Below are 25438 nucleotides of genomic sequence, written 5' to 3'. Positions count from 1 at the left end.
GTTCCCCGGCCACATGGAGTGTCTCGGGCGGCTTAAGGGGCTGGTGAAGGGAACGGATGAACTTCTGTCTGAGTGACCTCGTGCCGCCGCTACGCTGGAGCGACGCGGCCACGATCCCACTTCTGCGCGACCAGCCTGACCTGCCGGACGCCTGGTGGCGGAGCCTGCCGATGGCCCGCGTGCTCGCCGTGCTGCCTCCTGAGCGGCTGGCCGAGATCCTCACCGCGCTCGCCCTGAACCACTGGCCTGCCGCTACCGTGGGCGACGTGCTGCCCGCACTGCACGTCCTGGACCCGGACGAGGCCGACGAGCCCTGTACGGCCATAGCCCTCGACCGCGCGGGATCCTGGCCGGGTCTCCTCGCGCTGACCGGCCACGACCTGCGCGACCAGCCGTTCATCCAGCCGGTCCCGCTACTGCACGCCCTCTTCACGGCGGTCTTCGCACGCCTGGCGACCCCGCTCCCGGCGGCTTCGGTTCAGGCGGTTTTGGTTCCGGTGGCTTCGGTTCCGGTGGCTTCGGTCCAGGCGCCCGCCGCGCGGAGCGAGTCGGCCCCGGGCGAGTCCGATGCCATACCGGATGAGTCTGAAGCCGTCCCCGCGCCGGAGACCGCGCCGGGGACCGGGCCGGGTGTCGTGGCGGAGTCCCCCGCAGAACCCGCTGCCGAACCCGCTGCCGAACCCACTTCAGGGCCCACTTCAGGGCCCACTTCAGGGCCCACTTCAGGGCCCACTTCAGGGCCCACTGCCGAGAGCACGGCCGAGAGTGTGGAGAGCGCCGGGGACGCCGTGCCGGAAGCCCTGCCGGTGCCCGAGGCACGTCGTGCGGCTGAGGCTGAGGCTGAGCCCGCCGCCGTCCCTGAATCGCTCTTCCAGCCGGCCCCGGCGAGGAGCGATCCGCCCGTGACCGACGCGGAGGCTCAGGCCGCCGCGCCCGGCGCCGCGTTCGAAGAAGTCCGGGAGTCCCCCGCCGAGAGCGTGCCCGAGGCCGAGGCGGCTGCCGCCGCTCCGGTTGAGGCGGTCGCCGAAACCGGCGACGACCCCATCGACGACCCCATCGACGACTCCGCACCCGCCGCCGCCCCGGAGGCGGCGGGCGCCCCCGAGCCGGAGGAGGCCGCGCGGAGTCATCGGGCCGGGCAGCCTGTGGAGAACCTGCACGCGCTGGTGGACGGTGTCTTCGCCAACGTGGAGGACAAGCGCTGGGCGGTGGCGCAGAACAGGCTGTTCAGCGACACCCCGGCGAGCGCGGAGGCGCTGGCCAAGCTCTTCGCGGTGCGGCCGGAGGTCATCTTCGGCATCGAGGTCGACCTGCGCCGGGAGCTCGGGGAGTGGATCGCCTCCGACGAGGCCGCCCCGTACCGGGAGCACCTGGAGGAGATGAGAAGGGTGCTCGGCAGGGCGGCGCCCAAGGAGCGGCTGATCAACGCCGCCGACTGGCACACCCTGGAGCTGCACTCTCTCGACATCCCGGCCTGGCAGTTCGTGCTGGCCACGCTCCCCGGTTACCACCTGGTCGACGAGTGGCTGGTGGAGGGCGACATCGCCGAGCTCCGCCATCGCACCCGCGACATGCTCAGCGACGCCCAGCCGCCGCTGACCATCAACAAGGCCCTCGACATGGTCTCCTCGCTGGGCATCCACCCCGAGGTGTCCAAGGAGTGGCTGGAGAACGTTCCGCAGCTCCGCATCCTCGGCGCGGGCGAACGGCCTCCCCAGCGCCCGAACGGCGCCCCGGCCCTGATCGCGGAGAAGCCGCCCGGCGCGCCGCGGGAGAACGGGGAACCGGCGAAGGCCCCCTTCCGCCCGCTGAAGGACGTCTCGCTGACCAGGCGCTGCTTCCGCCAGCCCGACGGCCGCTGGTGGCTCCGGATCGACGTCACCTCCGACCACCTGCGAGGCGCCGAGTGCTCGCTGCCCAGCGGGTTCGCCGCCTACCTCGGGATGTCACCCGGTGAGGGCCGCACGGTCAGCAGCGCGGTCGGCGATCTGGTCCTCAGCTGGCACGACAGGCCCGTGCTCGAGTCGCTCAGAACGCTCCTGGAGGACGTGGGGGCCAAGGAGGGCAGCCACCTGTTCCTCACCCTCTCCGACGAGGGAGTCCTGCGGGCCAGGCACCTACCGTCCGCCGGGGGCGAGGGGGAGGCGACAGCCCAGGCGCTGAGACTCGTCGGCTACACCGCCTCGGGCGGCACCCCGGAACAGGCCGGGCGGGTCATCGCCACCCGGGTCGGCATGACGGGCCCCGTGGGCATACCCGACCTTCTCACCCGGCTACGAGAACGCGGGGACCGCGATCTCCTGTCACTGTTGGCCTAGCTCATGCCCCGCCTCGCCATCTCCCCGGACTTCCCCGTCGAACTCGGCGCCCTGGCCCAGCCGGTGCGCCGGGACATCGTGGTCTCGGCGCGCAGGTTCCTGCAGAACGTGGCGGGTGCTCCGCACCCCGAGCGGGTCAGGGGGGCCAGGGACCCCCGGGTCGCCACCCTGAGGCTGGCCGACCGGTACCGGGGCGTCGTGGTCAAGCAGCGGGACGTCTACTGGCTGCTGACCGTGCTGCCGGACGCGGAGGCGTGGGCGTACGCCCAGCGCTACCGGTTCGGCGTCAACACCGCGCTGGGCGTGGTCGAGATGTGGGACGCCGAGGCGCTGGACCAGGTACGGCCCGCGGTGCGCAGGGCGGCCGAGGCGTCCACGACGCGGCTGTTCTCCGAGATCTGCGACAGCGACCTGGCCGAACTGGGGGTGGACGGCCGGTTCCTGCCGCTGGTCAGGCAGATCACCGACCAGCTCACCCTGGAGGCGCTCGAACCGCTGCTGCCCCCCACGCAGTACGAGCCGCTGGCGGCGCTCGCCAGGGGCGAGTCGATGGCCGGGGCCTGGCGGGAGCTGGAGAACTGCCGCGCCGTCGCCGCGGGACCCGAGCCGATCAACCCCGAGGACTTCGGCGCCGCGCTCCTGCGCAGCCCGGACCGGGCCGTCTTCACAGACCACCCGCGCGAGCTGAACCGCGTGCTCGACGCGCCCGGCTGGTGCGTGTTCCTGCGGCCGCCGCAGCACCGGCTGGCGTACTGGGAGTCCTACCAGCAGCCGACGCTGATCACCGGTGGCGCGGGCACCGGAAAGACGCTCGTCGCCCTGCACCGGGCGGCCCACCTGGCCAGGCGCGCGAGCGGCCAGATCCTGCTCGTCACCTTCTCCCAGGGGCTGAGCGCCGAACTCGCGACCAGGCTCGACCTGCTGGTCGAGGACGAGACGATCCGCAAGCGGATCGAGGTCGGCAACGTGGACCGGCTGGCCCACCGCATCGTCGCGGAGGCCGAGGGCCGTCCGCCCTCGCTGGTCGGCGCCGCCGAGCTGACGGCGCTCTGGGAGGAGACGGCGGCCGGCCACAGCCCGGCGTTCCTGCTGCGCGAGTGGGAGCAGGTGGTGCTGGCGCAGAACCTCCGGACCCTTGAGGAGTACCTGGACACCCCCCGCTCGGGCCGCGGCGTCGAGTTGTCGGCCGAGGAGCGCGGCGCCGTCTGGGACGCGATCGGGCACGTCACCGGACGGCTGCGAGAGCGCGGCAAGCGGACCCTGCTGCAGCTGGCCTCCGAGGCGTCGGTGCTGCTCGGCCAGACCACGGGAGACCTGCTGGAGGAGGCGGAGCCCATGCGGGAGCCGTACCGGCACATCGTGGTGGACGAGGCGCAGGACCTGCACCCCGCGCAGTGGCGGCTGCTGCGGGCGGCGGTGCCGCACGCCCGCGACGACCTGTTCATCGTGGGCGACCCGCACCAGCGCATCTTCGACACGAGGGTGACGCTCAGCGCCGTCGGGATCGACGCGATCCAGCAGCGTCTGCAGGTGTCGTACCGGCTCCCACAGGAGATCCTGTCCTGGGGAGTCCGGTTACGCGGAGGCGGTCCCGCCGACGGGCTCGTCGACGGTGTGCAGGAGCTCTACGGCTTCCGGAGCACCCGGCACGGGCTCAGGCCGATGGTCCGAGCCTACGATTCACCGCAGGATGAGCTGACGGGGCTGGTGGCACAGGTGGGAGAGTGGGTGAATGAGGGCGTGATGCCCGAGGAGATAGCGGTGGCCGCCAGGACCGCCGGCCTCGTGCGTGACGCGCGGACCGCTCTGCGCGAGCTGGGGGTGCGAGTGACGACGCTGCACGGCATGAAGGGACTCGAGTTCCGGCGGGTCGCGGTGATCGGCGTGGGCGAGGGAATCGTGCCCGCCCCCGACTCGCTGACCCCTGTCGGCGAGGATCCGGCGGCCAGGGCCCACGATCTCCAGCGGGAGCGCGGCCTGCTCTATGTCGCCTGCACCCGGGCACGAGAACTCCTTTACGTATCCCATTCCGGACGGGCAAGTCCCTTCCTTCCCAACTGACCACATAGTCTGAACTGCGGATGTAATCCCCTTTGCCGGTTGGACCTCAATGAACCTCAGCCTGAGCGACATCGCGCCACCTTTGCGCTGGACCTCTCCCGGCCAGGTAGCGCCGATCGCAACCGATCCACGCCTCCCAGAGGCGTGGTGGCAGGCGCTTCCGCTCGACAGGGCCTGCTCCACCATCGGGACGTCCGAGGTCGCCGGACGCCTGACCGACCTCGCCCTGGCGTGCTGGGGTCACCTGATGCTCGGTGACGTCCTCCCGCTGCTCAGGTTCGCCGACCCCGCCTCGAGCGTACGCACGCCCGAAGGGCTCGGCCGCGAGACGGTGCACAAGCTGTTCACCGGGGTGCTGGAGCGGCTACTCGAACCGGTCACCGAGGAGAGCGTCGCCCGGACCCGCCCGGCAAAGCCCGACCGGCCACTGCCCGAGCTGATCGACGAGGTCTTCGCCACGCTGGACGAGCGGCAGCGGGCCATCGCCAGGGACCGGCTCTACGCCTCCCAGCGGGCCACCCTCGACGACCTGGCCCAGCGCTTCTCCGTCACCAGGGAGCGCATCCGGCAGATCGAGCGTGACCTGCGCGACCATGTCGAGGCCTGGCTCGCCAAGGATGACGCGGCCCCGCTGACCGGCCACGTGTCCTGGCTGCGGGGCCGGCTGGGCTCCGCCGTGCCCGCCGACGACCTGGCCGCGGCGGTGCCCTGGCACCGCACCGACCTGGCCACGCTGGGCATCCCCTCCTGGCGGTTCGTGAGGACGCTGCTGAGCGGCTACGAGCAGGTGGACGGCTGGCTGGTCGCGGGCGGTGCGGACGAGCTCAGGGAGAAGACCAGGCAGCTGTTCACGGACGGGCCGCGCCCGCTGGACGAGGCCGTCACGCTGGTCAGCCAGCTCGGCATCCGCGAGGACGTGGCCGAGCGCTGGCTCATCGCGGTGCCCCAGCTGCGGGTGCTGGAGAACCACGTGGTGCCCTGGCCGCGCAGCGTCAACGACAAGGCCGAGGCCGTGCTCGCGGTGGCGGGCAACCCGCTGACGCCCGAGGAGATCCAGGAACGCATCGGCGAGGACTACAGCCTCGTCGGCATCCGCAACCAGCTCACCGCCGACGACCGGTTCCTGCGGGTCGACCGGAACAAGTACGGGCTGTCGCGCTGGGGTGGCGAGCAGTATCTGGGCATCCGGGAAATGATCGTCAGGGAGATCGAACGCGCCAACGGCGAGGCGTCCGTCAACACGATCGTCACCAACCTCACCGGGCGCTACGACGTGAGCGAGAGTTCGGTCCGCGCGTACGCCGGCGGCCCCGGCTTCGAGCGCACGCAGCGCGGGTGGATCCGGGTGGCCGGAGCCGAGCAGGCCGACTACCAGCCGCGCCGCGACGTCTCGGAGACCCGGCGCTGCTTCCGCAGCCGCGACGGGCGCTGGTGGCACCGGGTGGACGTCAACGCCGAGCACCTGCGCGGCTCCGGCTCCCCGCTGCCGACCGGCTTCGCCGCGCACCTCGGCATGGCCCCCGGCGGCCAGCTGACCGCCTCCACCCCCTCGGGCGACGTGGTGATCAGCTGGCACAACCAGCCGACCATGGGCTCCATCCGCCCCGTCCTGATCGCCACCAACGCCTCCGAGGGTGACCACGTCTTCCTGACCGTCTCCGACGGCGGCGAGTTGCTGACCCGCTACCTGCCCGCCGCCTCACCGGCGCTGCCCGCCCTGAACCGGGCGCTGCACCTGATCGGCTACACGGCGCCGGTGGCCTCGGAGGCCGAGGGCATCCGGCTGATCGGCGCCCGCATCGGCCTCTCGGACGGCTGCACCCGCGAGGAGGTGATCGCCCGCCTGCGCGACCGGGGAGACCGCGAGATCCTCGCCTTCCTGGAAGGCAGTGTCTGATGGCGCTCGCTCCGCTCCCGTAGGCTCGGCCGAGTCGGCTCCCATCGCGTGTGTGTGGAGCCCGTCCGGTGTGGCGTCGGGGTTGATTGCGTAGGCTCGGCGTATGTTGCGCCTGTATGACACGCGGAATCGCCAGGTCGAGCGGATCGTTCCCGAGGGGAGCCGCTCGCTGCGGATGTACACCTGCGGACCGACCGTCTACAGGTCGGCCCACGTGGGCAATCTCCGGTCATACCTGCTGTCCGACCTGATCAGGCGGGTCAGCGAGCGGCAGCGGGTCCGGGTGGTGGTCTGCCGCAACATCACGGACGTCGGTCACCTGGTCGACGACGCCGAGATCGACCCCTCCGGCGAGGACAAGGTGCTCGCCCAGGCGAGGGCCGAGGGGCGCAGCGCCCTGGAGATCTCGCGGTTCTACGAGAACGCCTTCCTCGCCGACACGGCCGCGCTGAACATCCGGCCGCCCGAGCACTCGCCCCGGGCCAGCGAGACGATCGACCTGATGATCGAGATGATCGCCAAGCTGATCGAGAAGGGGCACGCGTACGCGGTGCCCGACGGGTCGGTCTTCTTCGACGCGGCCTCCTTCCCGACGTACGGTGAGCTCTCCGGCAACCGGCTCGACCGGCTGAGGCCGGGCCACCGGGTCGAGGGCGTCGATCCGCGCAAGCGCTTCCACGCCGACTGGGCGCTGTGGAAGCCCTCGGACCGGGAGCTGACCTGGGAGACGCCGTGGGGCCGGGGCTTCCCCGGCTGGCACATCGAGTGCTCGGCCATGTCGCTGCACCTCCTCGGCGAGCGCATCGACGTGCACACCGGCGGGATCGACCTGCGTTTCCCGCACCACGAGGACGAGCGCGCCCAGTCCGACGCCACCGCCGGACACGAGGTGGTGCGGCACTGGGTCCACGGCGAGCACCTGCTCTTCGACGGGCGCAAGATGTCGAAGTCCACCGGCAACGTGGTGCTGCTCAAGGACGTGGCGGACGCGGGCCTGGACCCGCTGGCCGTGCGGCTGGCGCTGCTTGAGCACCGCCACCGCCAGCAGATGAACCTCACCTGGGACACCCTGCGGGCCGCCGACAGGACCCTGCGGCGCTGGCGGAGCCAGGTGGCCGAGTGGTCGGAGTCGCCGAGCAGCCCGATGCCCGCCGATCGGGTCTCCCGGATCGAGGCGGCCTTCGACGACGACCTCGACACCCCGCTGGCGCTCCGGCTCCTGCGCGAGCTGGAGCGCGACGGCTCGGTCGCCCCCGGTTCCCGCTTCGAGGCGTTCCTGCACCTCGACCAGATCCTCGCCCTGGACCTCTCCCTCGACATCGGCAGGTCGAGGAGCCTGCCCGGGGGTGCCGCGGAGCTTGTCGAGCAACGCGCCCGAGCCCGCGACGCCCAGGACTGGGCCACCTCCGACCGCCTCCGCGACGAGTTGGCCGCCCTCGGCGTGAAGGTCGTCGACACCCCGGAGGGCCAGACCTGGTCCTGACATCCCCCTGACCGGCCCTCGGCGCGGGCCGTGTCAGAAACCCGGTCCCTGACACGGCCACGGAGCGGCCCGCGCCGGGGACAGCCCCTGACACGACCCGCCACAGAGCTGTCTCATAGGTGTTGAATTACCGGGTGACAAACATCGCGCCCACCGGGACTCAGTACACCATCGCGGCCGACGGTTTCCAGGCGGTCATCACCGAGGTCGGGGCCGGCCTGCGGAGCCTCACCCTGGACGGCCGGCCGCTCGTCGTCGACTTCCCCGAGGACCTGTCCCCGATCGGCGGCGCGGGGTTGCCGCTGCTCCCCTGGCCGAACAGGATCGAGGACGGCCGCTACACGTTCGACGGCGAGGAGCGGCGGCTCGCGCTGAGCGAGCCGCAGACCGGCAACGCGATCCACGGCTTCTCCCGGTCGTTCCCCTGGCGTGTCCTCTCCCACGACGACGCCTCGATCCGGCTGGGGCTGCGGCTCTTCCCCCAGCTCGGCTATCCGCACATCCTGGATCTGTCCATCCGGTACGCGCTGGGCGCGTCCGGCCTGGAGGTCGAGGTGGCCGCGGAGAACATCGGCACCACCGACGCGCCGTACGGCTTCGGGGCCCATCCCTACCTGACGCTCGGCACCCTCGACGACGCGCTTCTGGAACTTCCCGCGAGCCAGTGGCTCGCGGTGGACGACCGGAAGATCCCCACTGACCGCCAGGACGTCAAGGAGACCGAGTACGACTTCAGGACCGCCCGCCCGATCGGCCGGACAGTGCTCGACACCGCGTTCACCGGCCTGGCGCGCGGCGCCGACGGGCTGGTACGGGTGCGGCTGAGCGACGCGGACGGGACCCGCGGGGTCCAGCTGTGGGCGGGTGAGGGGATCGAGTGGCTCCAGCTCTACACCGGTGACACCCTCCCCGAGGAGCACCGCCGCCAGGGGCTGGCGGTGGAGCCGATGAGCTGCCCGCCGAACGCCTTCCGCAGCGGTGAGGACGTCATCCGGCTCGTTCCCGGAGACCGCGCCGTCCACCACTGGGGAATCGGCCCGATCTGACCTGCCGCCAGGACCGGGGCCGCCTCCTCCCCCGGTCGCTCCCGGTCCCGGCCGCGGGGCGGCACTCCGGGCCGGGACTCCTCGGCGACCGGGAACGGCACGTCAGGAGAGCTCGACGGGGCTGACGAGGATGCCGTCCTCGTCGCTGTAGAGCCAGGCGCCGGGGGTGAAGACGACCTCGCCGAAGGTGACGGGGACGTCGAGCTCGCCGGTGCCCTCCTTGGCGCTCTTGGCCGGGTTCGATCCGAGGGCCTTGATGCCCAGGTCCAGGCCGGCGAGGGCGGCGGTGTCGCGGACGGCGCCGTTGATGACCACGCCTGACCAGCCGGAGGAGACGGCCGAGGCGGCGATGAGGTCGCCCATCAGCGCGGTGCGCAGTGAGCCCGCACCGTCCACCACCAGCACGCGGCCCGCACCGGGGGTGGCCAGGACCCGCTTGACGAGGGCGTTGTCCTCCAGACAGCGGACCGTCGCGATCGGGCCCGCGAATCGGGTGCGCAGGCCGTAGGACCGGAACTGGGTCAGGCAGCTCGCGACCGCGGCGCCGTGGGCGTCGACCAGATCGGCCGTGGAAAGTGTCATACCCGCATCTTCGCTAATGACCACAATGCCGGGACCTCTGGGGTGGTGCCACACTTGCTGGAGCATGTCGCCTAGGAGGTTTTTGTGAGGTTCCGCCCGTACGCCTGGATGCCCCGTCCGTTCAAGTGGCTGGCACGCGTACTTTCCGTCCTCGTCGTGCTCGGTCTGCTGTTCGCCGGGGCCGGCGTGTGGAGTGTACGGGCGTCCTTCCCCCAACTCGAAGGCGAGCTCAAGGTACGTGGCCTCACCGGGAAAGTCACCGTATATCGCGACAAAACGGGTATCCCGCATATCTATGCGGACTCCCCCGACGACCTGTTCCTCGCCCAGGGCTACGTGCACGCGCAGGACCGCTTCTTCGAGATGGACTTCCGCCGCCACGTGACCGCCGGCCGGCTGTCGGAGATGTTCGGCTCGGCGACGCTGACCGAGGACAAGGTCATCCGGACCATGGGCTGGCGAAAGGTGGCGGAGAAGGAGCTGCCCCTGCTCGGCGAGCAGACCCGGCGCTACCTGGACGCCTACGCCGGCGGGGTGAACGCCTGGATGGAGCAGAACAACGGCTTCGCCGCCCGGAGCCTGGAGTACGTGCTGCTGCGGGCGACCAGCCCCGGCTACAGCCCCGAGCCGTGGACCCCGGTCGACTCGCTGGCCTGGCTCAAGGCCATGGCCTGGGACCTGCGCTCCAACCTGACCGACGAGATCGGCCGGGCCCTCGCGGCGAGCAAGCTGCCCCGCGGGCGGGTGGAGCAGCTCTGGCCCTCCTACCCGTACGACACCCACCAGCCGATCGTCACCCGGGGCTCGGTCGGCGAACGCGGGTTCGACCAGGACGAGGAGCCGAAGAAGAGCGTCACGGAGCCGCCGGGGACACCGGCCACCGGGGCGCTGGTCCGGGCGGCGGCGGCCATCCGCGCGGTGCCGAGTCTGATGGGCGACCCGGCGGGCGGCAGCGGCATCGGCTCGAACTCGTGGGTGGTCGGCGGCAAGCACACCAAGTCGGGCAAACCCCTGCTCTCCAACGACCCCCACCTGTCCGCGAGCATGCCCTCGGTCTGGTACCAGACCGGACTGCACTGCCGCGCCAAGGGTCCCGAGTGCCCGTTCGACCTCACCGGGTTCAGCTTCTCCGGCGTGCCCGGCGTGATCATCGGCCACAACGACAGGATCTCCTGGGGCTTCACCAACCTCGGCCCGGACGTCGCCGACCTCTACCTGGAGCGGATCAAGGATGATTCGTACCTGTTCATGGGCGACTGGAAGCCGCTGACCACCAGGACTGAGACGATCAAGGTGGCCGGAGGCGCCGACGTACAGCTCAAGGTGCGCGACACCATGCACGGGCCGATCATCTCCGACGTCCTGCAGAGCACGAAGGACACGCTGCCCGGCATGGACGCGGTCTTCGAGGAGAAGGCCGACGCGGTCGCGCTCAAGTGGACGGCCCTGGAGCCGGGCAGGACCGCTGACGCGATCTTCGAGCTGAACACCGCGCAGGACTGGCAGCAGTTCCGGGCGGCGGCGAGCAGGTTCGAGGTGCCCGCACAGAACCTGATCTACGCCGACACCGCGGGCAACATCGGGTACCAGGCCCCCGGGCGGATCCCGGTGCGGAGCCACGGCGACGGCACCTGGCCGGTGCCGGGCTGGACCGGCGAGTACGCCTGGCAGTCGACGATCCCCTTCAACGAGTTGCCCAGCGTCTACAACCCGCCGGAGGGCTACATCGTGACCGCCAACAACGCGGTCATCGACCCCACCCGCTACCCGTACAACCTCACCAAGGACTGGGCGTACGGATACCGCTCCCAGCGCATCCTGGACCGCCTCCGCGACGCGGTGAAGGACGGCAAGGTGGACGTGGCGGCGATGAGCGCGCTGCAACAGGACACCGACAACGGCTTCGCCGACCTCCTGGTGCCCAGGCTGATGGACGTCAAGATCGCCGGGCCCGCCGAGGACGCTCGCGAGCTGCTGCGGAAGTGGGACCGCTCGCAGGGTGAGGACTCGGCCCCCGCGATGTACTTCAACGCCGTCTGGCGGCACCTGCTCATCGAGACCTTCAACGACGACCTGCCCGAGGGAGCCTGGCCCGGCGGCGGCGACCGCTGGTTCGAGGTCGTCCGGGTCATGCTCGACAAGCCGAACGACGCGTTCTGGGACGACAGCGGCACCCCGCGTACCGAGACCCGGGACGACATGCTGCGACGGGCGATGGCCCTGGCCTACGACGAGCTGAACGCCCGGCTCGGCCCGGACGTCAAGGACTGGCGCTGGGGAGACCTGCACTCGCTGAAGCTCGTCCACCAGACCTTCGGAACCTCGGGGATCGGCCCGATCGAGTGGCTGTTCAACCGGGGCCCGTTCCCGGTGGCCGGCAGCGACGACGCGGTCAACGCCGCCGGCTGGGACGTCCAGTCCGACTACACGGTGGGCTGGCTGCCGTCCATGCGAATGGTGGTCGACCTGGGGAACCTGGACGAATCCCAGTGGATCAACCTGACCGGCGCCTCCGGCCACGCGTTCCACGACAACTACTGGGACCAGGCGCCGCTCTGGGCGAGCGGGAAGACCGTCCCCATGCTCGCCCGCGAGGAGTCCGTCAAGAAGGCGGCCACCAACGTCCTGACGCTCAGCCCCTGATGATCCGAGGCGGGCGCCAGGAGGCGCCCGCCCACCGGGACGCCGAGTCGCAGGTCGTCAGGTGGTCAGCACGCGGGACTCGCCGACGGCGAGGTCCCACAGGTCGGCGCGGTCCCGCCCCGCCTCCGCCCAGGCCGCCCTGGCCTCCTCCACCGGCGCGAGGAGCGACTCTCCTGACAGTACGAACGTGCCCCAGTGCATGGTCGCCATCCGGCGCGCCCCGACGTCCTGGCAGGCCCGTACGGCCTGCGCGGGGTCGACGTGCACGGCCTTCATGAACCAGCGGGGCTCGAACGCGCCCACCGGCATCAGGGCCAGGTCGATGCCGCCCGGATAGCGCGCCCCGATCTGGGCGAAGCGCTCGCCGTAACCGGTGTCCCCGGCGAAGTAGATCGTCTGGTCGTCGGAGGCGATCACCCAGCCGCCCCAGAGGGTCCTGCAGGTGTCCCAGACCGTGCGGCGGCTCCAGTGGTGGGCGGGTACGAAGTCGAAGCGGACACCGCCCACCCAGGTGCTCTCCCACCAGTCGAGCTCGATGACGTGGCGGAACCCGCGTCTGGTGAACCAGGACCTGAGCCCGGCCGGGACGAGGACCGGCGTGCTCCGCGGCAGCCGCCGCACGGTCGGCGCGTCCAGGTGGTCGTAGTGGTTGTGGCTGATCACCACGGCGTCGATCCGGGGCAGGTCCGCCCACGCGACGCCGGGCGGGGTCAGGCGGGGCCGGGTGCCGGGGATCTTCCTGGCCCAGACCGGGTCGGTGAGGATGGTCAGCCCGCCGATCTGCACCACGTACGTCGCGTGGCCCACCCAGGTGAGGACCGCGTCGGTCCCCGTCGGGCGGGGAAGCCCGTCCCGGTGGACCGGGATGCGGTCCGCGTCCCCGACCCCTGGGCGGAGCCTGCCGTGCCACATGATCGCCAGCAGCTCCTGGAAGGTCGGGACCGGCGAGGTCAGCCGGTCCCTGAAGCCGCCCGGCCACGACCGCCGGGGCGCGGGTGCCGGGCGGCCCGGCGGACGCGCCGGCCGCGGCGCCGGTCGTACGGGCGGCTCCGGTCGGGTGGGGGCTTCCGGGAGCGTGGCGGAACCGGCCGCCGCCTCGGCCACGGCCATTCGTTTGGGAGCCCGGCCCAGCTGTCTCAGCGCGCGCGCCGGCCGCGTGGCGAACCGGGCCGACCACCCGGAACGGCGGGGCGGCTCTTCGACAGGGCTCGTGAGTTCTGTGGCGGCGGCTTCGGGGTGGGACGTCTGCGACATGGGCGGTCCCCTTCTGTCATCGTCAGCTCACCCCCTGTTGATCCCCCCACAGAGAGATCCATTCCCTTTTAAGAGGATTTAGTACGAAACCGCCACGGGGATCTGCGGGCGTAGTTGCCGTCCTCCAGGTTCGCCAGCCGCTCGAAGAGGTTCCACGAGGCGTGGTCACCGCAGATCAGCATGGAGACCGCCACCGCCACGACGTAGAGCGGGAGCATCGGCAGGCCCACGCAGAACATGTACTGGGAGGCGTGCCGGTCCTCGTGCCTGAGCAGGGCTCCGGTGAGGAAGCCCTCCTCGTGCTTGGTCAGCACCACGTTGCCCACGGTGAACGCCGAGGCGATCGGGAACCGGAAGCGGTAGCCGTACGCCAGGATCAGCCCGTCGGGCCCGGCGGCCACCCTGGCCCGCCCGAGGCGCGCCAGTAGCAGCCCCAGGGGCGTGGACAGGTTGATGTGGTTAACAGTCCGCCGTACCCGATGTAACCGCCGCATACCGGGATTGTGCGTCATCCGGACGGCTCGCGGTAGCGGTCCTCACCGCGCGGGGTCCGGGCAGAACCCGGCCGGGCGAGCCTCAGGTGCCGGGCGGGACCTGCGGGCCCGGCGGGGGCTGCGGGCCCGGCGGGGCGGGTGAGGGCTGCGGGCGAGGACCGTACCCGTGCTGGGTGAGCAGCCACGAGCCGCCCTCCGCGGCCGGTGGCGCGAGCAGGACCCCCACCGCGACCGCCGCGAGGCCCCCGTAGAGGTAGACGTAGCCGGACAGGTCGTTGGCGATGACCAGGTCGCCCTCCGGCCGTCCGGTGATCCAGATCATGGTGATCAGCGCCCAGCCCATCGCGAACGACAGGGCCGCCGCCTTGCCGCGGGTCATCCGGCCCGCTCCGTAGGTGATCGCGAACAGCAGGGCGACGCAGACGAGGGCGGAGACCGGGACGGGCCTGATGTACCAGGAGTGCTCGAACCCGCCGAGGACGCCCATCAGCAGCCCGAGCATGACGAGCACCGCGTTGACCGCCACGGTGACAACCGTCTCCGAGGGTTCGCGTGTCGCGGGAACCTGCTCCATCACAAACATCGAGGCTAACCGATCCCGGCGAAGAGGTCGTCCTCGCGGCCATAAGGCTCGCCGAGACCTCCCACCTCGATCGGCGCTCCCGGCCCCGCGGGACCCCGCGCGCCGGAGCGGAGAATGAAGTGCTCGATCCCGAGCAACTCCTGGCCGACGTCGTTGGACAGGGCGAACCAGGGCGGGCTAACGCTGATCTGGGTGGCGTGCGCCCGCATCGCGTCGATCTTCCGTTCGAGGTGGGCACGGGCGTCGATCTCGGTGGTGACGTCATCGTCCGCGCAGCCGAACGGCAGGTCGGCGACCGGCTCGACCAGGAAGGGGACGCCGTTCTCGCGCATCGCCTCCTCGCCCCTGATCATCACCGACCTGGGCATGGCGGTGTGGTAGAACTTCGAAACGCGCCACGGGCCGCCCTCGCCGAACGCCGGGTCCGCCGCCAGCTCGAAGGCCCGGCAGGTGACCCGGTGGGCCTGGATGTGGTCGGGATGGCCATAGAAGCCGTTCTCGTCGTAGGTGACGAGCACCTGGGGCCGCACCTCGCGGATGATCCTGACGAGCTCGCCCGCCGCCTCGTCCAGATCGGCCTGCCAGAAGGCGTTCGCGGCGTGGTTGGAGACGACGCCCATCATGCCGGAGTCGCGCCAGCGGCCCCGGCCGCCCAGGAACCGGTGGTCGGTGACGCCGAGCGCGGCGCAGGCCGCGGCGAGCTCGGAGACGCGGTGCTCTCCCAGGGTGTCGTCGTGATCGGCGGTCAGGTGGGCCAGCTCAGGCGGGATGACCTCGCCCTCCTCCCCCAGGGTGCAGGTCACCAGCGTGACGTGCGCGCCCTGGGCCGCGTACCTGGCCATGGTGGCCCCGCTGCCGATCGTCTCGTCGTCCGGATGGGCGTGCACGAGCATCAGGCGCCGGTCAGTCATAGGTTCGAGGGTATCGATGCCAGGGATCGCCCAGAACCTCCGAATTCACCACTTCTGGAAAACAGGACAGCCGATGCGGAACTGGCAAGATGGCTCGTATGAGTGAGAGCTTTCCTCGCCTGCACGCCAGAACCCGCCGATTCACCCTCGGAGTGCCCCGCGGTTTCACGATCGCTCCGGGCGGTGATCGCGTCGTCTTCCTACGGACCAGAGGCGGCTCCGACCCGGTGACCTGCCTGTGGGAGTACGACGTCCTCAGCGGCGCGGAACGGCTCGTCGTCGACCCGCGCGCGCTGGCCGCGGACGACGAGAACCTGCCCCCCGAGGAGCGGGCGCGCCGCGAGCGGAGCAGGGAGCAGGCCGGCGGCATCGTCGGATACAGCACCGACGCCACGGTGACCACCGCCGCGTTCGCGCTCTCCGGTGGCCTCTACGTCGTCGACCTGAAGACCGGGTACATAAGGAACCTGAAGACCCCCGGACCGGTGATCGACCCTCGGATGTCCCCCACCGGAGAACACGTCGGCTACGTGACCGGCGGCGCCTTCCACATCCAGGACCTGGCGGACGAGGTCGACCACGCGCTGGCCCGCCCCGAGGCCCCGGAGGTGACCTACGGCCTGGCCGAGTTCATCGCCTCCGAGGAGATGGACCGCATGCGGGGCTACTGGTGGTCCCCGTCGGGGGACGCGATCCTGGTCGAGCGGGCCGACGAGTCGCCGGTCCAGCGGTGGCACATCTCCGACCCGGCCAACCCGGCCCGGCCCGCCGCCGAGCAGCGCTATCCCTCCGCGGGAACCGCCAACGCCGGGGTCGAGCTCTTCGTACTGACCCTCACCGGGGCCCGCGTCCCCGTGCCCTTCGACGACGAGTACCTGGTCAACGCCGCCTGGGACGCCCACGGCCTGTCGATCGTCACCATGACGCGCGACCAGCGCACCATGCGGCTGCTCGCCGTCGACCCGGCCACCGGCACCTCCACCCCGGTGCGCGAGGACACCGACCCCGCCTGGGTCGACGTCGTCACCGGCGTGCCCGGCCACCTGGCCGACGGCAGCCTCGTCTGGGCCGCCACCTCCGAGGGCGGCCACCGCCTGATCGTCGGCGACGACCCCGTCACGCCGCCCACCCTCCAGGTCCGCGAGATCCTCGACATCGACGGCGAGACCGTGCTCTTCCGGGCGAGCGGGGAACCCACCGAGATCGCGGTATGGGCGTACCGGAGGGGTCAGATCACGCTCGTCAGCCCGACCGAGGGCGGCGTCTACAGCGGCCACACCGCGGGCGGCACCCTCGTGATCACCGGTCAGACCCTCGAAAGCGAGGGCTCCGTCACCCGGGTCCTGCACAACGGCACGCCCCGCGGCCACATCACCTCGTACGCCGAGCGCCCCGGCCTGGACCTGCGAGTCTCCCTGATCAGGGCGGGCGAGCGCGACCTGGCCACCGCGGTGCTCCTGCCCTCCGGTCATGTGCCGGGCTCTGCGAGACTGCCGGTCCTCATGGACCCGTACGGCGGACCGCACGCCCAGCGCGTCCTGGCCGCGGCCGGGGCGCACCTGACCAGCCAGTGGTTCGCCGACCAGGGTTTCGCGGTGGTCGTGGCCGACGGCCGCGGCACCCCGGGGCGGGGCCCCGAGTTCGAGCGGGCCATCCTGCACGACCTGGCCACCCCGATCCTGGAGGACCAGATCGACGCCCTGCACGGCGCCGCCGCGCGGTTCCCCGACGACCTGGACCTGACGCGGGTCGGCATCCGTGGCTGGTCCTTCGGCGGCTACCTGGCCGCCCTGGCCGTGCTCCGCCGCCCCGACGTGTTCCACGCGGCCGTCGCGGGGGCCCCGGTGACCGACTGGCGCCTGTACGACACCTGCTACACCGAGCGCTACCTCGGCCGGCCCGACGAGGGGCACTACGACTCCTCGTCCCTGTTCGCCGACGCCGAGAAGCTGGACCGTCCCCTCCTGCTGATCCACGGCCTGGCCGACGACAACGTGGTCGCCGCCCACACCCTCCGCCTCTCCTCGGCTCTGCTGGCCGCCGGTCGCCCGCACAACGTGCTGCCGCTGTCCGGGGTCACCCACATGACCCCGCAGGAGGTCGTGGCGGAGAACCTGCTCCTGCTCCAGGTCGACTTCCTCAAGAAGGCCCTGGTCTGAGCCGGGGCCATTCCCGTCAGAGGGTATGACGCCGTGCCGGTGCGGCACAGAACCGCTCACCGGCACGGCGTCCCCCATCGGACGCGCGGCTGAATTCCCCCGGTCGCCACGTTCTGGAACAAGTACGACTCGACCGGCCAGCTACCCCCAACAGTCCCACCGGGGATATATAGGCGAGTCCCCAGGGCAACGTAGGCAATCCAGCCCGCCATGCCCCCGATCGGCCCACCGCGCCCGCCGGGGAACGGCCAAGAATGCGCCGGTATTCTCCCGAGCCGATCCATGGATTGGCGATGAAAATCCGGCACGCCGCCAAACGCTCGTCATCATGGGATTTGGGGCGCGTATGGCTTTTCCCCGTTCGGTACTTTTTTCCCATTCGCCGGTGGCCATCCGTCCCCCATCCCGGATTCGCCGCCATTCCGGGGTTCACCGGTGCCTCGATTTACCCTGGAGAAGTTTCAGCGCTCGTCGTGACGGCCTTCCTCGGTCGGCCACGCCGAAAATTGATCGAGCTGGACGGATCCAGAAAGAAGGCGTTCCCAGGTGCGCGCGAATTCAGAGAAGGTACTTGTCGTCGGAGCCGGTGTGAGCGGGTTGACGACCGCGCTGTGTCTGGCCAGGGAGGGATTCCGGGTCACCGTCATCGCGGACAGGTTCGCACCCGACATCGTCTCGGTCGTCGCGGGCGCGCTGTGGGAGTGGCCGCCCGCGGTCTGCGGTTACCACCACGACCAGGTCTCGCTCGCCCGCTCCAAGAGCTGGTGCGTCACCTCGTACCGGATATTCGAGGAGCTGGCCCGGTCCGGAGTTCCCGGGGTGGCCATGCGGAGGTCCAACTTCTATTTCAAGCACCCCGTCGAGGAGAATCCCCACGATCTCCACAAGATGCGGGAGCTCGCGGGGAAGGTGCGCGGCTTCGTCCGCGACCGATCGCTCGCCGAGCGGAACGGCATCAGCCCCGGCTACGGCGTGGTCGACGCCTACTCCCACCTGGCGCCCATGATCGACACAGACCGGTACATGCTGTGGCTGATGCGGCAGGTCAAAACGCACGGGGTGCGGGTCAGACGGCATCGGATCGAGGGGACGCTGACCGAGAGGAAGGCCGAGCTCCTCGACCGGTTCGACGCCGAGGTGATCGTCTGCTGCGCGGGGCTCGGCACCGCCGAGCTCCGCGGTGTCAGCATGTATCCACTCCGCGGTGCGCTGGTGCGGGTCCGCAACGACGGGATCGACGAGGCCCACTGCGTCTCCCACGACGAGGCGAACAACGGCGAGCAGGACATCGTCTTCATCGTGCCGCGCAGTCCGCAGATCCTTGTTCTCGGCGGGCTGGCGGAGAAGGACGAGTGGGACACCGGAATCAACCTGGAGAACCACCCTCCGGTGCGGGACATGTACGAGCGCTGCCTGGCCTTCATGCCCGCGCTGCGAAGTTTCGAGCTGGATCCCGATGAGCCGGTACGGGCCGGACTGCGGCCGTTTCGGAAGGAAAACGTCTGCCTCGAATGGGACGAGGAAGGGCGGATCATCTACAACTTCGCACACGGCGGGGCCGGATTCAGCTTTTCCTGGGGCTGCGCCCAGGAGGCCGTCGGCCTGGTGCGCGCGGCCGTGGAGGACCGTACGTACTCCTACTCCTGCTGAGCATTCTCCTTTCTTCCCGGAGTCGACGCGAGACGGCCTGAATACGGTGAGGTGGCCCGGTGCCTCCATCACCGCATATCACCCTGCCCGGTCGCGACGACAGACCAAAAAGGCTCACTGAAATGCAGAGAATCGTCAAGTGCCTTCTGATCGCGAACACGGCCCTCGCGCTCACCTCGTGCCTGCCGTTCGGCATCGCGAACACCGGCGTCGCGTCACCGAGACGCTCCGAACCCGCCGTCGCCGATGACCACCCGCCCCGTTCCGAGCACACCCCACTGTCGCGTTTCCCCGTCCTTCGCCCCGGTGACCGGGGAACCCAGGTCCAGGAGATCAAAAAACGTCTCGACCGGCTGGGGTTCAACACAGGATCTTCCAGCCAGGAGTACAACCCCGCGCTGCGCGCGGCCGTATGGGCCTTCCAGAAGGCCAACGGACTGCCCGCCGTCGACGAGATCGACCCGCCGACCTGGAAGGCCCTCGCCGACCCCGCGCGTCTCAGACCGCTGGTGCCCTGGGGAGAGCCCACCAGAGTGGAGATCGACCTGCGTCGCCAGCTGCTCACCGCCTGGCGGGACGGCAAGCCGGCCCTGGTCACCCATATCTCGACCGGTAACGACAAGCACTACTGCAAGAACGGCCACTGCGGGGTCGCCGTCACGCCCGTCGGAGACTTCCGCTCCTGGTGGCGGACCACCGGATGGACCCACGGGCCGCTGGGCGACCAGTTCTACACCATCTACTTCAACGGGGGCATCGGCTTCCACGGCTCGGAGAGGGTCCCGCTGCACCCCGCGTCCCACGGCTGCATCCGGGTCCCGCTGCACAACGCCAAGCCCCTGTTCGACATGATCCCGACAGGAACGCCGGTCCACGTCCGCCGCCCGGCCCCTCCCGAGCCTCCGAAACAGGACGCGGCCCGGCCGAAGGCCCTCCGAGACTGACTCCCGCGGCGCGGCCGGGGCGGTCTTCGGCACTCGTCACTTGGAGGTGCCGTGCCAGCTGCTCCACAGCGCCGCGTATGAGCCCCCCGCCGCGACCAGTTCCTCGTGGGAGCCGAGTTCGCTGATGCGGCCGTCCTCCACCACCGCGACGCGGTCGGCGTCGTGGGCCGTGTAGAGCCGGTGGGCGATGGCGATCACCGTACGGCCGTCGAGGACGGCGGCCAGTGAGCGTTCCAGGCGGCGGGCCGCGCGGGGGTCGATCAGCGAGGTGGCCTCATCGAGGACCAGGGTGTGCGGGTCGGCCAGCACCAGCCGGGCCAGGGCCAGCTGCTGGGCCTGGGCGGGGGGAACGTGCTCGCCGCCGGAGCCGACCGCCGTGTCGAGCCCCTCGGGCAGGGCCTCGACCCAGTCCCAGGCGTCCACGGCCTCCAGCACCTCGCGAACCCGCGCGTCGTCGGCGTCGGGCCTGGCGATCAGCACGTTGTCGCGCACCGTGCCCCGGAAGATGTGGTGCTCCTGGGTCACCAGGGCGACCTGGCCGCGCAGGTCGTTCAGGGGTAGCTCGACCAGGGGGACGCCGCCCACGGTGACCGAGCCGGTGCGGGGGCCGTGGATGCCGGCGAGCAGACGGCCCAGCGTGGACTTGCCCGCCCCCGACGGGCCGACCATGGCCAGCCGCTCGCCCGGCTCGACCAGCAGGTCGATGCCGTGCAGCACGTCGTGGCCCTCGCGGTAGGCGTAGCGGACGTCGTCGGCCGCCAGCGCACTGCCCTCGGGAGCGGCGGAGGTGGCCTCGCGGTCGTCGGGCACCTCGGCGACGCCGAGCAGCCGGGCCATGGAGGCGCCGCCGACCTGGAGCTCGTCGATCCACATCAGCAGCCGGTCGAGCGGGTCGATGAGCTGCTGGACGTAGAGCGTGGCCGCGGTGACCTGGGCCAGCGAGACCCAGCCCTGGACGTAGAACAGACCGCCGATGACCAGCGTCGCCACGATCGGGATCACGTAGCCGAGCTCGACCGAGGGGAACCAGACGGTGCGCAGCCCCAGCGTGTAGCGCTCGGCCGCCCACGAGCGGGCGATGTCGGTGTCGGTGCGACGGTGCCGCCGCTCCTGCAGGCCCAGGGCCTCCACCGCGCGGGCGCCGCCGACCGTCTCGGCCAGCCCGTCGGTCATGTCGGCGTACGCGGCGCTCTCGCGCAGGTAACCGTCCCTGGCCCGGTTGAGATACCAGCGGGTGGAGATCCACAGGATGGGGACGGCCAGCAGCGAGGGCAGCGCGAGCAGCGGCCCGACCAGTACCAGCGCGCCGACGGTGATCAGGCAGGTGACCAGCGCGATCATCGTCTCAGGCACGGCGTGCCGTACGGTGCGCGACAGCGAGTCGACGTCACGCGAGGTCCGCGAGATCAGGTCGCCGGATCCGGCCCGCTCGACGACGGACAGCGGCAGGCCGAGCACCCGCCCGACGAACTCCTCGCGCAGCTCGGCGAGGACCTTCTCACCGAGCCTGGCCGAGGCGTAGACGGCGAACCTGACCAGCACCGCCTGGGCGACCAGGAAGCCGCCGATGGCCAGCGACACCATGGTGACGTCGGTCCCGGTGCCGTCCTGGACGCCCTGGACGAGGCCGCCGAGCAGCCACGGCACCGCCAGGCCGGCGACGGCGGCCAGGCCGTGCAGGCCCAGCGCCACGGTGAGCCCTCCGGGATATTTCAGGGTGAGCCTGCGGGCGTACGCCCGAACCTGCGCGGTGTCGGCGACGGGCAGGATCTGCCTGCTCATGACTCCTCACCCCGGGTCACGACGGCGGTGTAGCCCGGGTGGGTGGCCAGCAGTTCCCGATGCGTGCCCTCGGCGCGCACGACGCCTCCCTCGACGTAGATGACGTGGTCGGTGCGGTCGAGCACCAGCGGGCTGGTCGTGCAGACCAGCGTGGTCTTGCCCGCGCGGGCCTTGGCCAGCCGGTCGGCGATGCGGGCCTCGCTGTGCGCGTCGACCGCGCTGGTGGGCTCGATGAGGATGAGCACCTCCGGGTCGAGGGTCAGCGCCCTGGCGAGCCTGAGCCGCTGCTGCTGACCGCCGGAGAACTCCCGGCCGGCCTCGGCGACGCGCCCCTCCAGACCGCCGGGCAGCGCCTCGACGATGTCGACGGCGCACGCGGCCTGCAACGCCCGGGTGATCTCCTCGTCGGAGGCGCGGCCGGTGACGTCCAGTTCGTCCCTGAGCATCCCGGCGAACAGCTGGGCCTCGTTGTCGGCGACGAGGACGCGGCGGCGGACCTCGGAGATCGGCAGGGCGTCGAGCGCCACGTCGCCGAAGTCGACGTCGCCGTCGCTGTAGCGGCCGAGCCGGTCGGCGATGGTCACGGCCTCCTCGGGGACGGCCGCCGCGACGGCGGTGAGCATGCCGGGGCGCACCGCGACCCCGGAGGTCACGTCGCGCAGCAGGCCACCCTCCGAGCGGCCGGTGCCGCCCTCCACCTCGGGCTTCAGCGCCAGGATGCGCACCACCCTGCGGGCGGCGACGTGCCCCTTGGTCAGCTTGTCGGCCGCCTCGGTGAGGGTGCGCACCGGGGCGATCAGGAAGACCGCGTAGCCGTAGAAGGCGACGAGCTGGCCGGCGGTGATCTCGCCGCGCATCGCGAAGGTCGCGCCGAGCCAGGTCACCCCGGCGATCAGCAGTCCGGGCAGCAGGACCTGCGCGCCCTCCAGCATCGACTCGACGGAGGCCACCCGCACGCCGGCGTGACGCACTCGCTGCGACTCGGCGCCGTAGCGGTCGGCGAAGACCCGCTCACCGCCGATGCCGCGGAGCACCCGCAGGCCCGTGACGATGTCGGCGGCACGGGTGGCGAGGTCGCCCTGCAGGTCGCGGTGGTCGTTCTGGCGGCGGTGCAGTGGCTTGAGCAGGGGGGCGACGGCGACCGCCACGAGGGGCAGGCCGACCAGCACCATCAGTCCCAGTTGCGGCGAGGCGTCGATCAGGATGACGGTCACGACGGCGATGGCGACGACGGCGCCGCAGCCGCGGAGCAGGATGTCCATCGCGTTGCCGATGTGGGCGATGTCGGAGTTGCCGACGCTGACCACCTCGCCGGTGGACATGCGTTTGGGCAGGGTCGCGCCCAGCCGGGTCGACTGCCTGACGGTGACCTGGACGGTCCGGTAGGCGGCACTCAGCCAGTTGTAGACGGCCATCCGGTGCCGCAGGATGCCCGTGACGGCCTGGGTGATTCCCAGGGCGAGCACCACGGCGCCCCAGGTGACCAGGGCCGATAGGTCCTTAGCTGTGATCGCGTCGATGCCGTTGCCCATCGCGGCGGGGACGAGCGCCATCGCCAGCCACCACAGGATGGCGTAGCCGATGCCGAGGAGCAGTGGGCCTCGCTGCATGCGGGCCACCCACAACAGGTAACGGATCGGGCTGCGGGCATCGGGAAGGCCGGGGTCGGCGGCTGGTAAGGAGCGCATCTCACAACAAGGGTCACAAACTCCGACCTGGCCCGGCAAACGATTTTCGGCCTCCCCGGCGTGTCGCCGTCAATCAGGGTTGACAGATGGGCCTCGTCAACCTAAATTGACAGACATGAGTGATACGGCGCAACTGGCATCCGACGCCGGTAGCCGCGATCCGGCCGTCGGCCTGCGGGCCGTACGGGCACTGCGGACGCTGGTCGACCGGCTGGAGGCCCTCCAGGTGGAGAACGCCAGGGACCAGGGCTGGTCCTGGCAGGAGATCGCGCACTGTCTGGAAGTGAGCCGGCAGGCGGTGCACAAGAAGTACGCGGGCGGCCGAGGGCTGCTGAGACGGAGGGACTGACCATGTTCGAAAGGTTCACCGACAATGCCCGGCAGGTGACGGTCCTCGCCCAGGAGGAGGCGCGGCGCCTGCGGCACGGCCACATCGGCACCGAGCACCTGCTGCTCGGCCTGCTACGCCAGGGCGACAGCGTCGGCGCCCAGGTGCTGACCGGCCTAGGCCTCACCCACGAGCGGGCCGACGAGGCGGTCGGCCGCACTCCCCGCGCCGGCGAGCTCGACGCGGAGGCCCTGGAGACCATCGGCATCGACCTCGACGCGATCCGGGAGAAGGTCGAGGCCGCCTTCGGGCCCGGCGCCCTGGATCGCCCCCGCGACCGCAAGGCACCCCGGGGCCACGTTCCCTTCACCCCCGGCGCCAAGAAGGCCCTGGAGCTGTCACTGCGGGAGGCCCTGCGGCTGAAGGACAAACGCATCGGCACCGAGCACATCCTGCTCGGCCTGGTCCGCGCGGGCGCGGGGCCCGGAATGCGGGTCATCACCCAGGCGGGCCTCACCGCCGACGAGGTCCGCCACGAGATCGCCCGCCACCTCGGCCGGCCGGACCGGCACTGATCCGAAGGAACCGGCCGGAGTCCTCCGGCGGTCGAATCTGCCGCACCACCACCCTGAGCACGTCAGGAGGCGACAGAACGCGCTCTCGGCCGAACGGTCATCAGCCCCTCATCGGCCGGATGGATCACGCCGGGACGGCGCGAGCCGTACATCACTTCGGATGTACGGCTCGGTGAACCCGGGAAGGCCCGGATGATCGATCGGGGCATCCGGCCCCGGGGGACGGGACCGGATGCCCGGCGACCACCTGGTCTACTTGGCGGCCCGCAGGTAGTCGTGGTTCATCTGGGCGATGGTGTCCAGCGGGATGCCCTTGGGGCAGACCGCCGTGCACTCACCGGTGTTGGTGCAGCCACCGAAGCCCTCGGCGTCCATCTGCTCGACCATCGCGACGGCACGGGAGTCGCGCTCGGGCTGGCCCTGCGGCAGCAGGCTCAGGTGGGTGATCTTGGCCGCGGTGAAGAGCGAGGCCGAGCCGTTCGGGCAGGCGGCGACACAGGCGCCGCAGCCGATGCAGGTGGCCGCGTCGAACGCCGCGTCGGCGTCGACCTTCTTCACCGGGACGCTGTGCGCGTCGGGGGCCGAACCGGCCGGGACGGAGATGAAGCCACCCGCCTGGATGATCCGGTCGAACGCCGAGCGGTCCACGACCAGGTCCTTCACCACCGGGAAGGGCGCGGCGCGCCACGGCTCGATGGTGATGACCGCGTTGTCCTCGAAGTGACGCATGTGCAGCTGACAGGTGGTGGTGGCCACCTGCTCACCGTGCGCGACGCCGTTGATGACCATGCCGCACATGCCGCAGATGCCCTCGCGGCAGTCGTGGTCGAAGGCGATCGGGTCGTCGCCCTCCAGGATGAGCCGCTCGTTGAGGACGTCGAGCATCTCCAGGAAGGACATGTCCGGTGACACGTCCTCGACCCGGTAGTTGACCATCCGGCCCCCGTCCTTGGGGCCCTTCTGACGCCAGACCTTGAGAGTGAGGTTCATACTCATGGTTCGCTTACCTCTCCTCATTCGCCGCGCGGATCGCTCGTTCC

The 25438-nt window shown here is 71.0% G+C and carries 19 protein-coding genes; 11 read left to right on the top strand and 8 right to left on the bottom strand.

Translation table 11 applies throughout. The features are described from left to right. Positions 1 to 56 precede the first annotated feature (56 nt). From ABZU75_RS08240 to ABZU75_RS08220, 5 genes are all read left to right on the top strand, one after another. Positions 57 to 2318, top strand: coding sequence for a hypothetical protein (locus tag ABZU75_RS08240; protein ID WP_355550801.1), 2262 nt, complete (start codon positions 57 to 59; stop codon positions 2316 to 2318). 3 nt (positions 2319 to 2321) lie between these two features. Then, the gene (locus tag ABZU75_RS08235) at positions 2322 to 4379 is read left to right on the top strand and encodes a UvrD-helicase domain-containing protein (protein WP_355550798.1); all 2058 of its coding nucleotides are present in this window, start codon (positions 2322 to 2324) and stop codon (positions 4377 to 4379) included. A gap of 49 nt (positions 4380 to 4428) precedes the next feature. Further along, on the top strand, positions 4429 to 6276 hold the full coding sequence (locus ABZU75_RS08230; RefSeq protein WP_355550796.1) for a sigma factor-like helix-turn-helix DNA-binding protein: 1848 nt from the start codon (positions 4429 to 4431) through the stop codon (positions 6274 to 6276). Between the two features lie 103 nt (positions 6277 to 6379). Further along, a complete protein-coding gene (gene cysS, locus ABZU75_RS08225) occupies positions 6380 to 7759 on the top strand; it encodes a cysteine--tRNA ligase (RefSeq protein ID WP_355550794.1) in 1380 nt (459 codons plus the stop codon). Between the two features lie 134 nt (positions 7760 to 7893). After that, positions 7894 to 8805: an aldose 1-epimerase family protein gene (locus tag ABZU75_RS08220; protein ID WP_355550792.1), complete on the top strand. Its 912-nt coding sequence runs from the start codon at positions 7894 to 7896 to the stop codon at positions 8803 to 8805. A gap of 102 nt (positions 8806 to 8907) precedes the next feature. On the opposite strand, the gene rraA is transcribed toward ABZU75_RS08220, so the two are convergent. Next, the gene (rraA, locus tag ABZU75_RS08215; protein ID WP_355550790.1) at positions 8908 to 9387 is read right to left on the bottom strand and encodes a ribonuclease E activity regulator RraA; all 480 of its coding nucleotides are present in this window, start codon (positions 9385 to 9387) and stop codon (positions 8908 to 8910) included. Between the two features lie 108 nt (positions 9388 to 9495). On the opposite strand from rraA, the gene ABZU75_RS08210 reads away from it, so the two are divergent. Further along, positions 9496 to 12030 carry a penicillin acylase family protein gene (locus tag ABZU75_RS08210; RefSeq protein ID WP_355550837.1) on the top strand — a complete coding sequence of 845 codons (2535 nt, stop codon included), beginning with the start codon at positions 9496 to 9498 and terminating at the stop codon, positions 12028 to 12030. Between the two features lie 57 nt (positions 12031 to 12087). On the opposite strand, the gene ABZU75_RS08205 is transcribed toward ABZU75_RS08210, so the two are convergent. The 4 genes from ABZU75_RS08205 to mshB form a co-directional block, all read right to left on the bottom strand. Continuing rightward, positions 12088 to 13284, bottom strand: coding sequence for an MBL fold metallo-hydrolase (locus ABZU75_RS08205; RefSeq protein WP_355550788.1), 1197 nt, complete (start codon positions 13282 to 13284; stop codon positions 12088 to 12090). A 68-nt stretch (positions 13285 to 13352) separates the two neighbouring features. Continuing rightward, positions 13353 to 13778 carry a hypothetical protein gene (locus ABZU75_RS08200; protein WP_355550786.1) on the bottom strand — a complete coding sequence of 142 codons (426 nt, stop codon included), beginning with the start codon at positions 13776 to 13778 and terminating at the stop codon, positions 13353 to 13355. An 82-nt stretch (positions 13779 to 13860) separates the two neighbouring features. Next, positions 13861 to 14352 (bottom strand): DUF6113 family protein, encoded by a 492-nt coding sequence (locus tag ABZU75_RS08195; protein ID WP_355550784.1) that lies wholly within the window; start codon positions 14350 to 14352, stop codon positions 13861 to 13863. Between the two features lie 14 nt (positions 14353 to 14366). Beyond that, on the bottom strand, positions 14367 to 15272 hold the full coding sequence (gene mshB, locus ABZU75_RS08190) for an N-acetyl-1-D-myo-inositol-2-amino-2-deoxy-alpha-D-glucopyranoside deacetylase (RefSeq protein WP_355550781.1): 906 nt from the start codon (positions 15270 to 15272) through the stop codon (positions 14367 to 14369). Positions 15273 to 15370: 98 nt separating this feature from the next. Here mshB and ABZU75_RS08185 point away from each other — a divergent pair, with 98 nt between their 5' ends. From ABZU75_RS08185 to ABZU75_RS08175, 3 genes are all read left to right on the top strand, one after another. After that, on the top strand, positions 15371 to 17431 hold the full coding sequence (locus ABZU75_RS08185) for a prolyl oligopeptidase family serine peptidase (RefSeq protein ID WP_355550779.1): 2061 nt from the start codon (positions 15371 to 15373) through the stop codon (positions 17429 to 17431). A gap of 546 nt (positions 17432 to 17977) precedes the next feature. Then, positions 17978 to 19081 carry an FAD-dependent oxidoreductase gene (locus ABZU75_RS08180; protein WP_355550777.1) on the top strand — a complete coding sequence of 368 codons (1104 nt, stop codon included), beginning with the start codon at positions 17978 to 17980 and terminating at the stop codon, positions 19079 to 19081. A gap of 122 nt (positions 19082 to 19203) precedes the next feature. Further along, complete coding sequence (locus tag ABZU75_RS08175; RefSeq protein WP_355550775.1) at positions 19204 to 20025, top strand: L,D-transpeptidase family protein; 822 nt, start codon at positions 19204 to 19206, stop codon at positions 20023 to 20025. A gap of 36 nt (positions 20026 to 20061) precedes the next feature. On the opposite strand, the gene ABZU75_RS08170 is transcribed toward ABZU75_RS08175, so the two are convergent. Together ABZU75_RS08170 and ABZU75_RS08165 are read right to left on the bottom strand one after the other, a co-directional pair. Further along, a complete protein-coding gene (locus tag ABZU75_RS08170) occupies positions 20062 to 21807 on the bottom strand; it encodes an ABC transporter ATP-binding protein (RefSeq protein WP_355550773.1) in 1746 nt (581 codons plus the stop codon). Beyond that, positions 21804 to 23495, bottom strand: a complete 1692-nt coding sequence (locus tag ABZU75_RS08165) for an ABC transporter ATP-binding protein (RefSeq protein ID WP_355550771.1) — start codon at positions 23493 to 23495, stop codon at positions 21804 to 21806. The genes ABZU75_RS08170 and ABZU75_RS08165 overlap by 4 nt, the downstream gene beginning before the upstream one ends. A 115-nt stretch (positions 23496 to 23610) precedes the next feature. Between ABZU75_RS08165 and ABZU75_RS08160 the strand changes: the two genes are divergently transcribed. Both ABZU75_RS08160 and ABZU75_RS08155 read left to right on the top strand, forming a co-directional pair. Then, the gene (locus tag ABZU75_RS08160) at positions 23611 to 23844 is read left to right on the top strand and encodes an RNA polymerase subunit sigma-70 (protein ID WP_350921694.1); all 234 of its coding nucleotides are present in this window, start codon (positions 23611 to 23613) and stop codon (positions 23842 to 23844) included. A gap of 2 nt (positions 23845 to 23846) precedes the next feature. After that, positions 23847 to 24398, top strand: a complete 552-nt coding sequence (locus ABZU75_RS08155; protein WP_355550769.1) for a Clp protease N-terminal domain-containing protein — start codon at positions 23847 to 23849, stop codon at positions 24396 to 24398. A 252-nt stretch (positions 24399 to 24650) separates the two neighbouring features. Here the strand turns inward: ABZU75_RS08155 and ABZU75_RS08150 are convergent, their stop codons facing one another. Then, positions 24651 to 25388: a succinate dehydrogenase/fumarate reductase iron-sulfur subunit gene (locus tag ABZU75_RS08150; protein WP_355550835.1), complete on the bottom strand. Its 738-nt coding sequence runs from the start codon at positions 25386 to 25388 to the stop codon at positions 24651 to 24653. Positions 25389 to 25438: the final 50 nt, after the last annotated feature.

Origin of the sequence: Streptosporangium sp. NPDC005286, assembly GCF_040607515.1 — a bacterium.
In the GTDB taxonomy this organism is placed as follows: domain Bacteria; phylum Actinomycetota; class Actinomycetes; order Streptosporangiales; family Streptosporangiaceae; genus Streptosporangium.
This window is presented reverse-complemented; position numbering and strand designations above follow the sequence as displayed.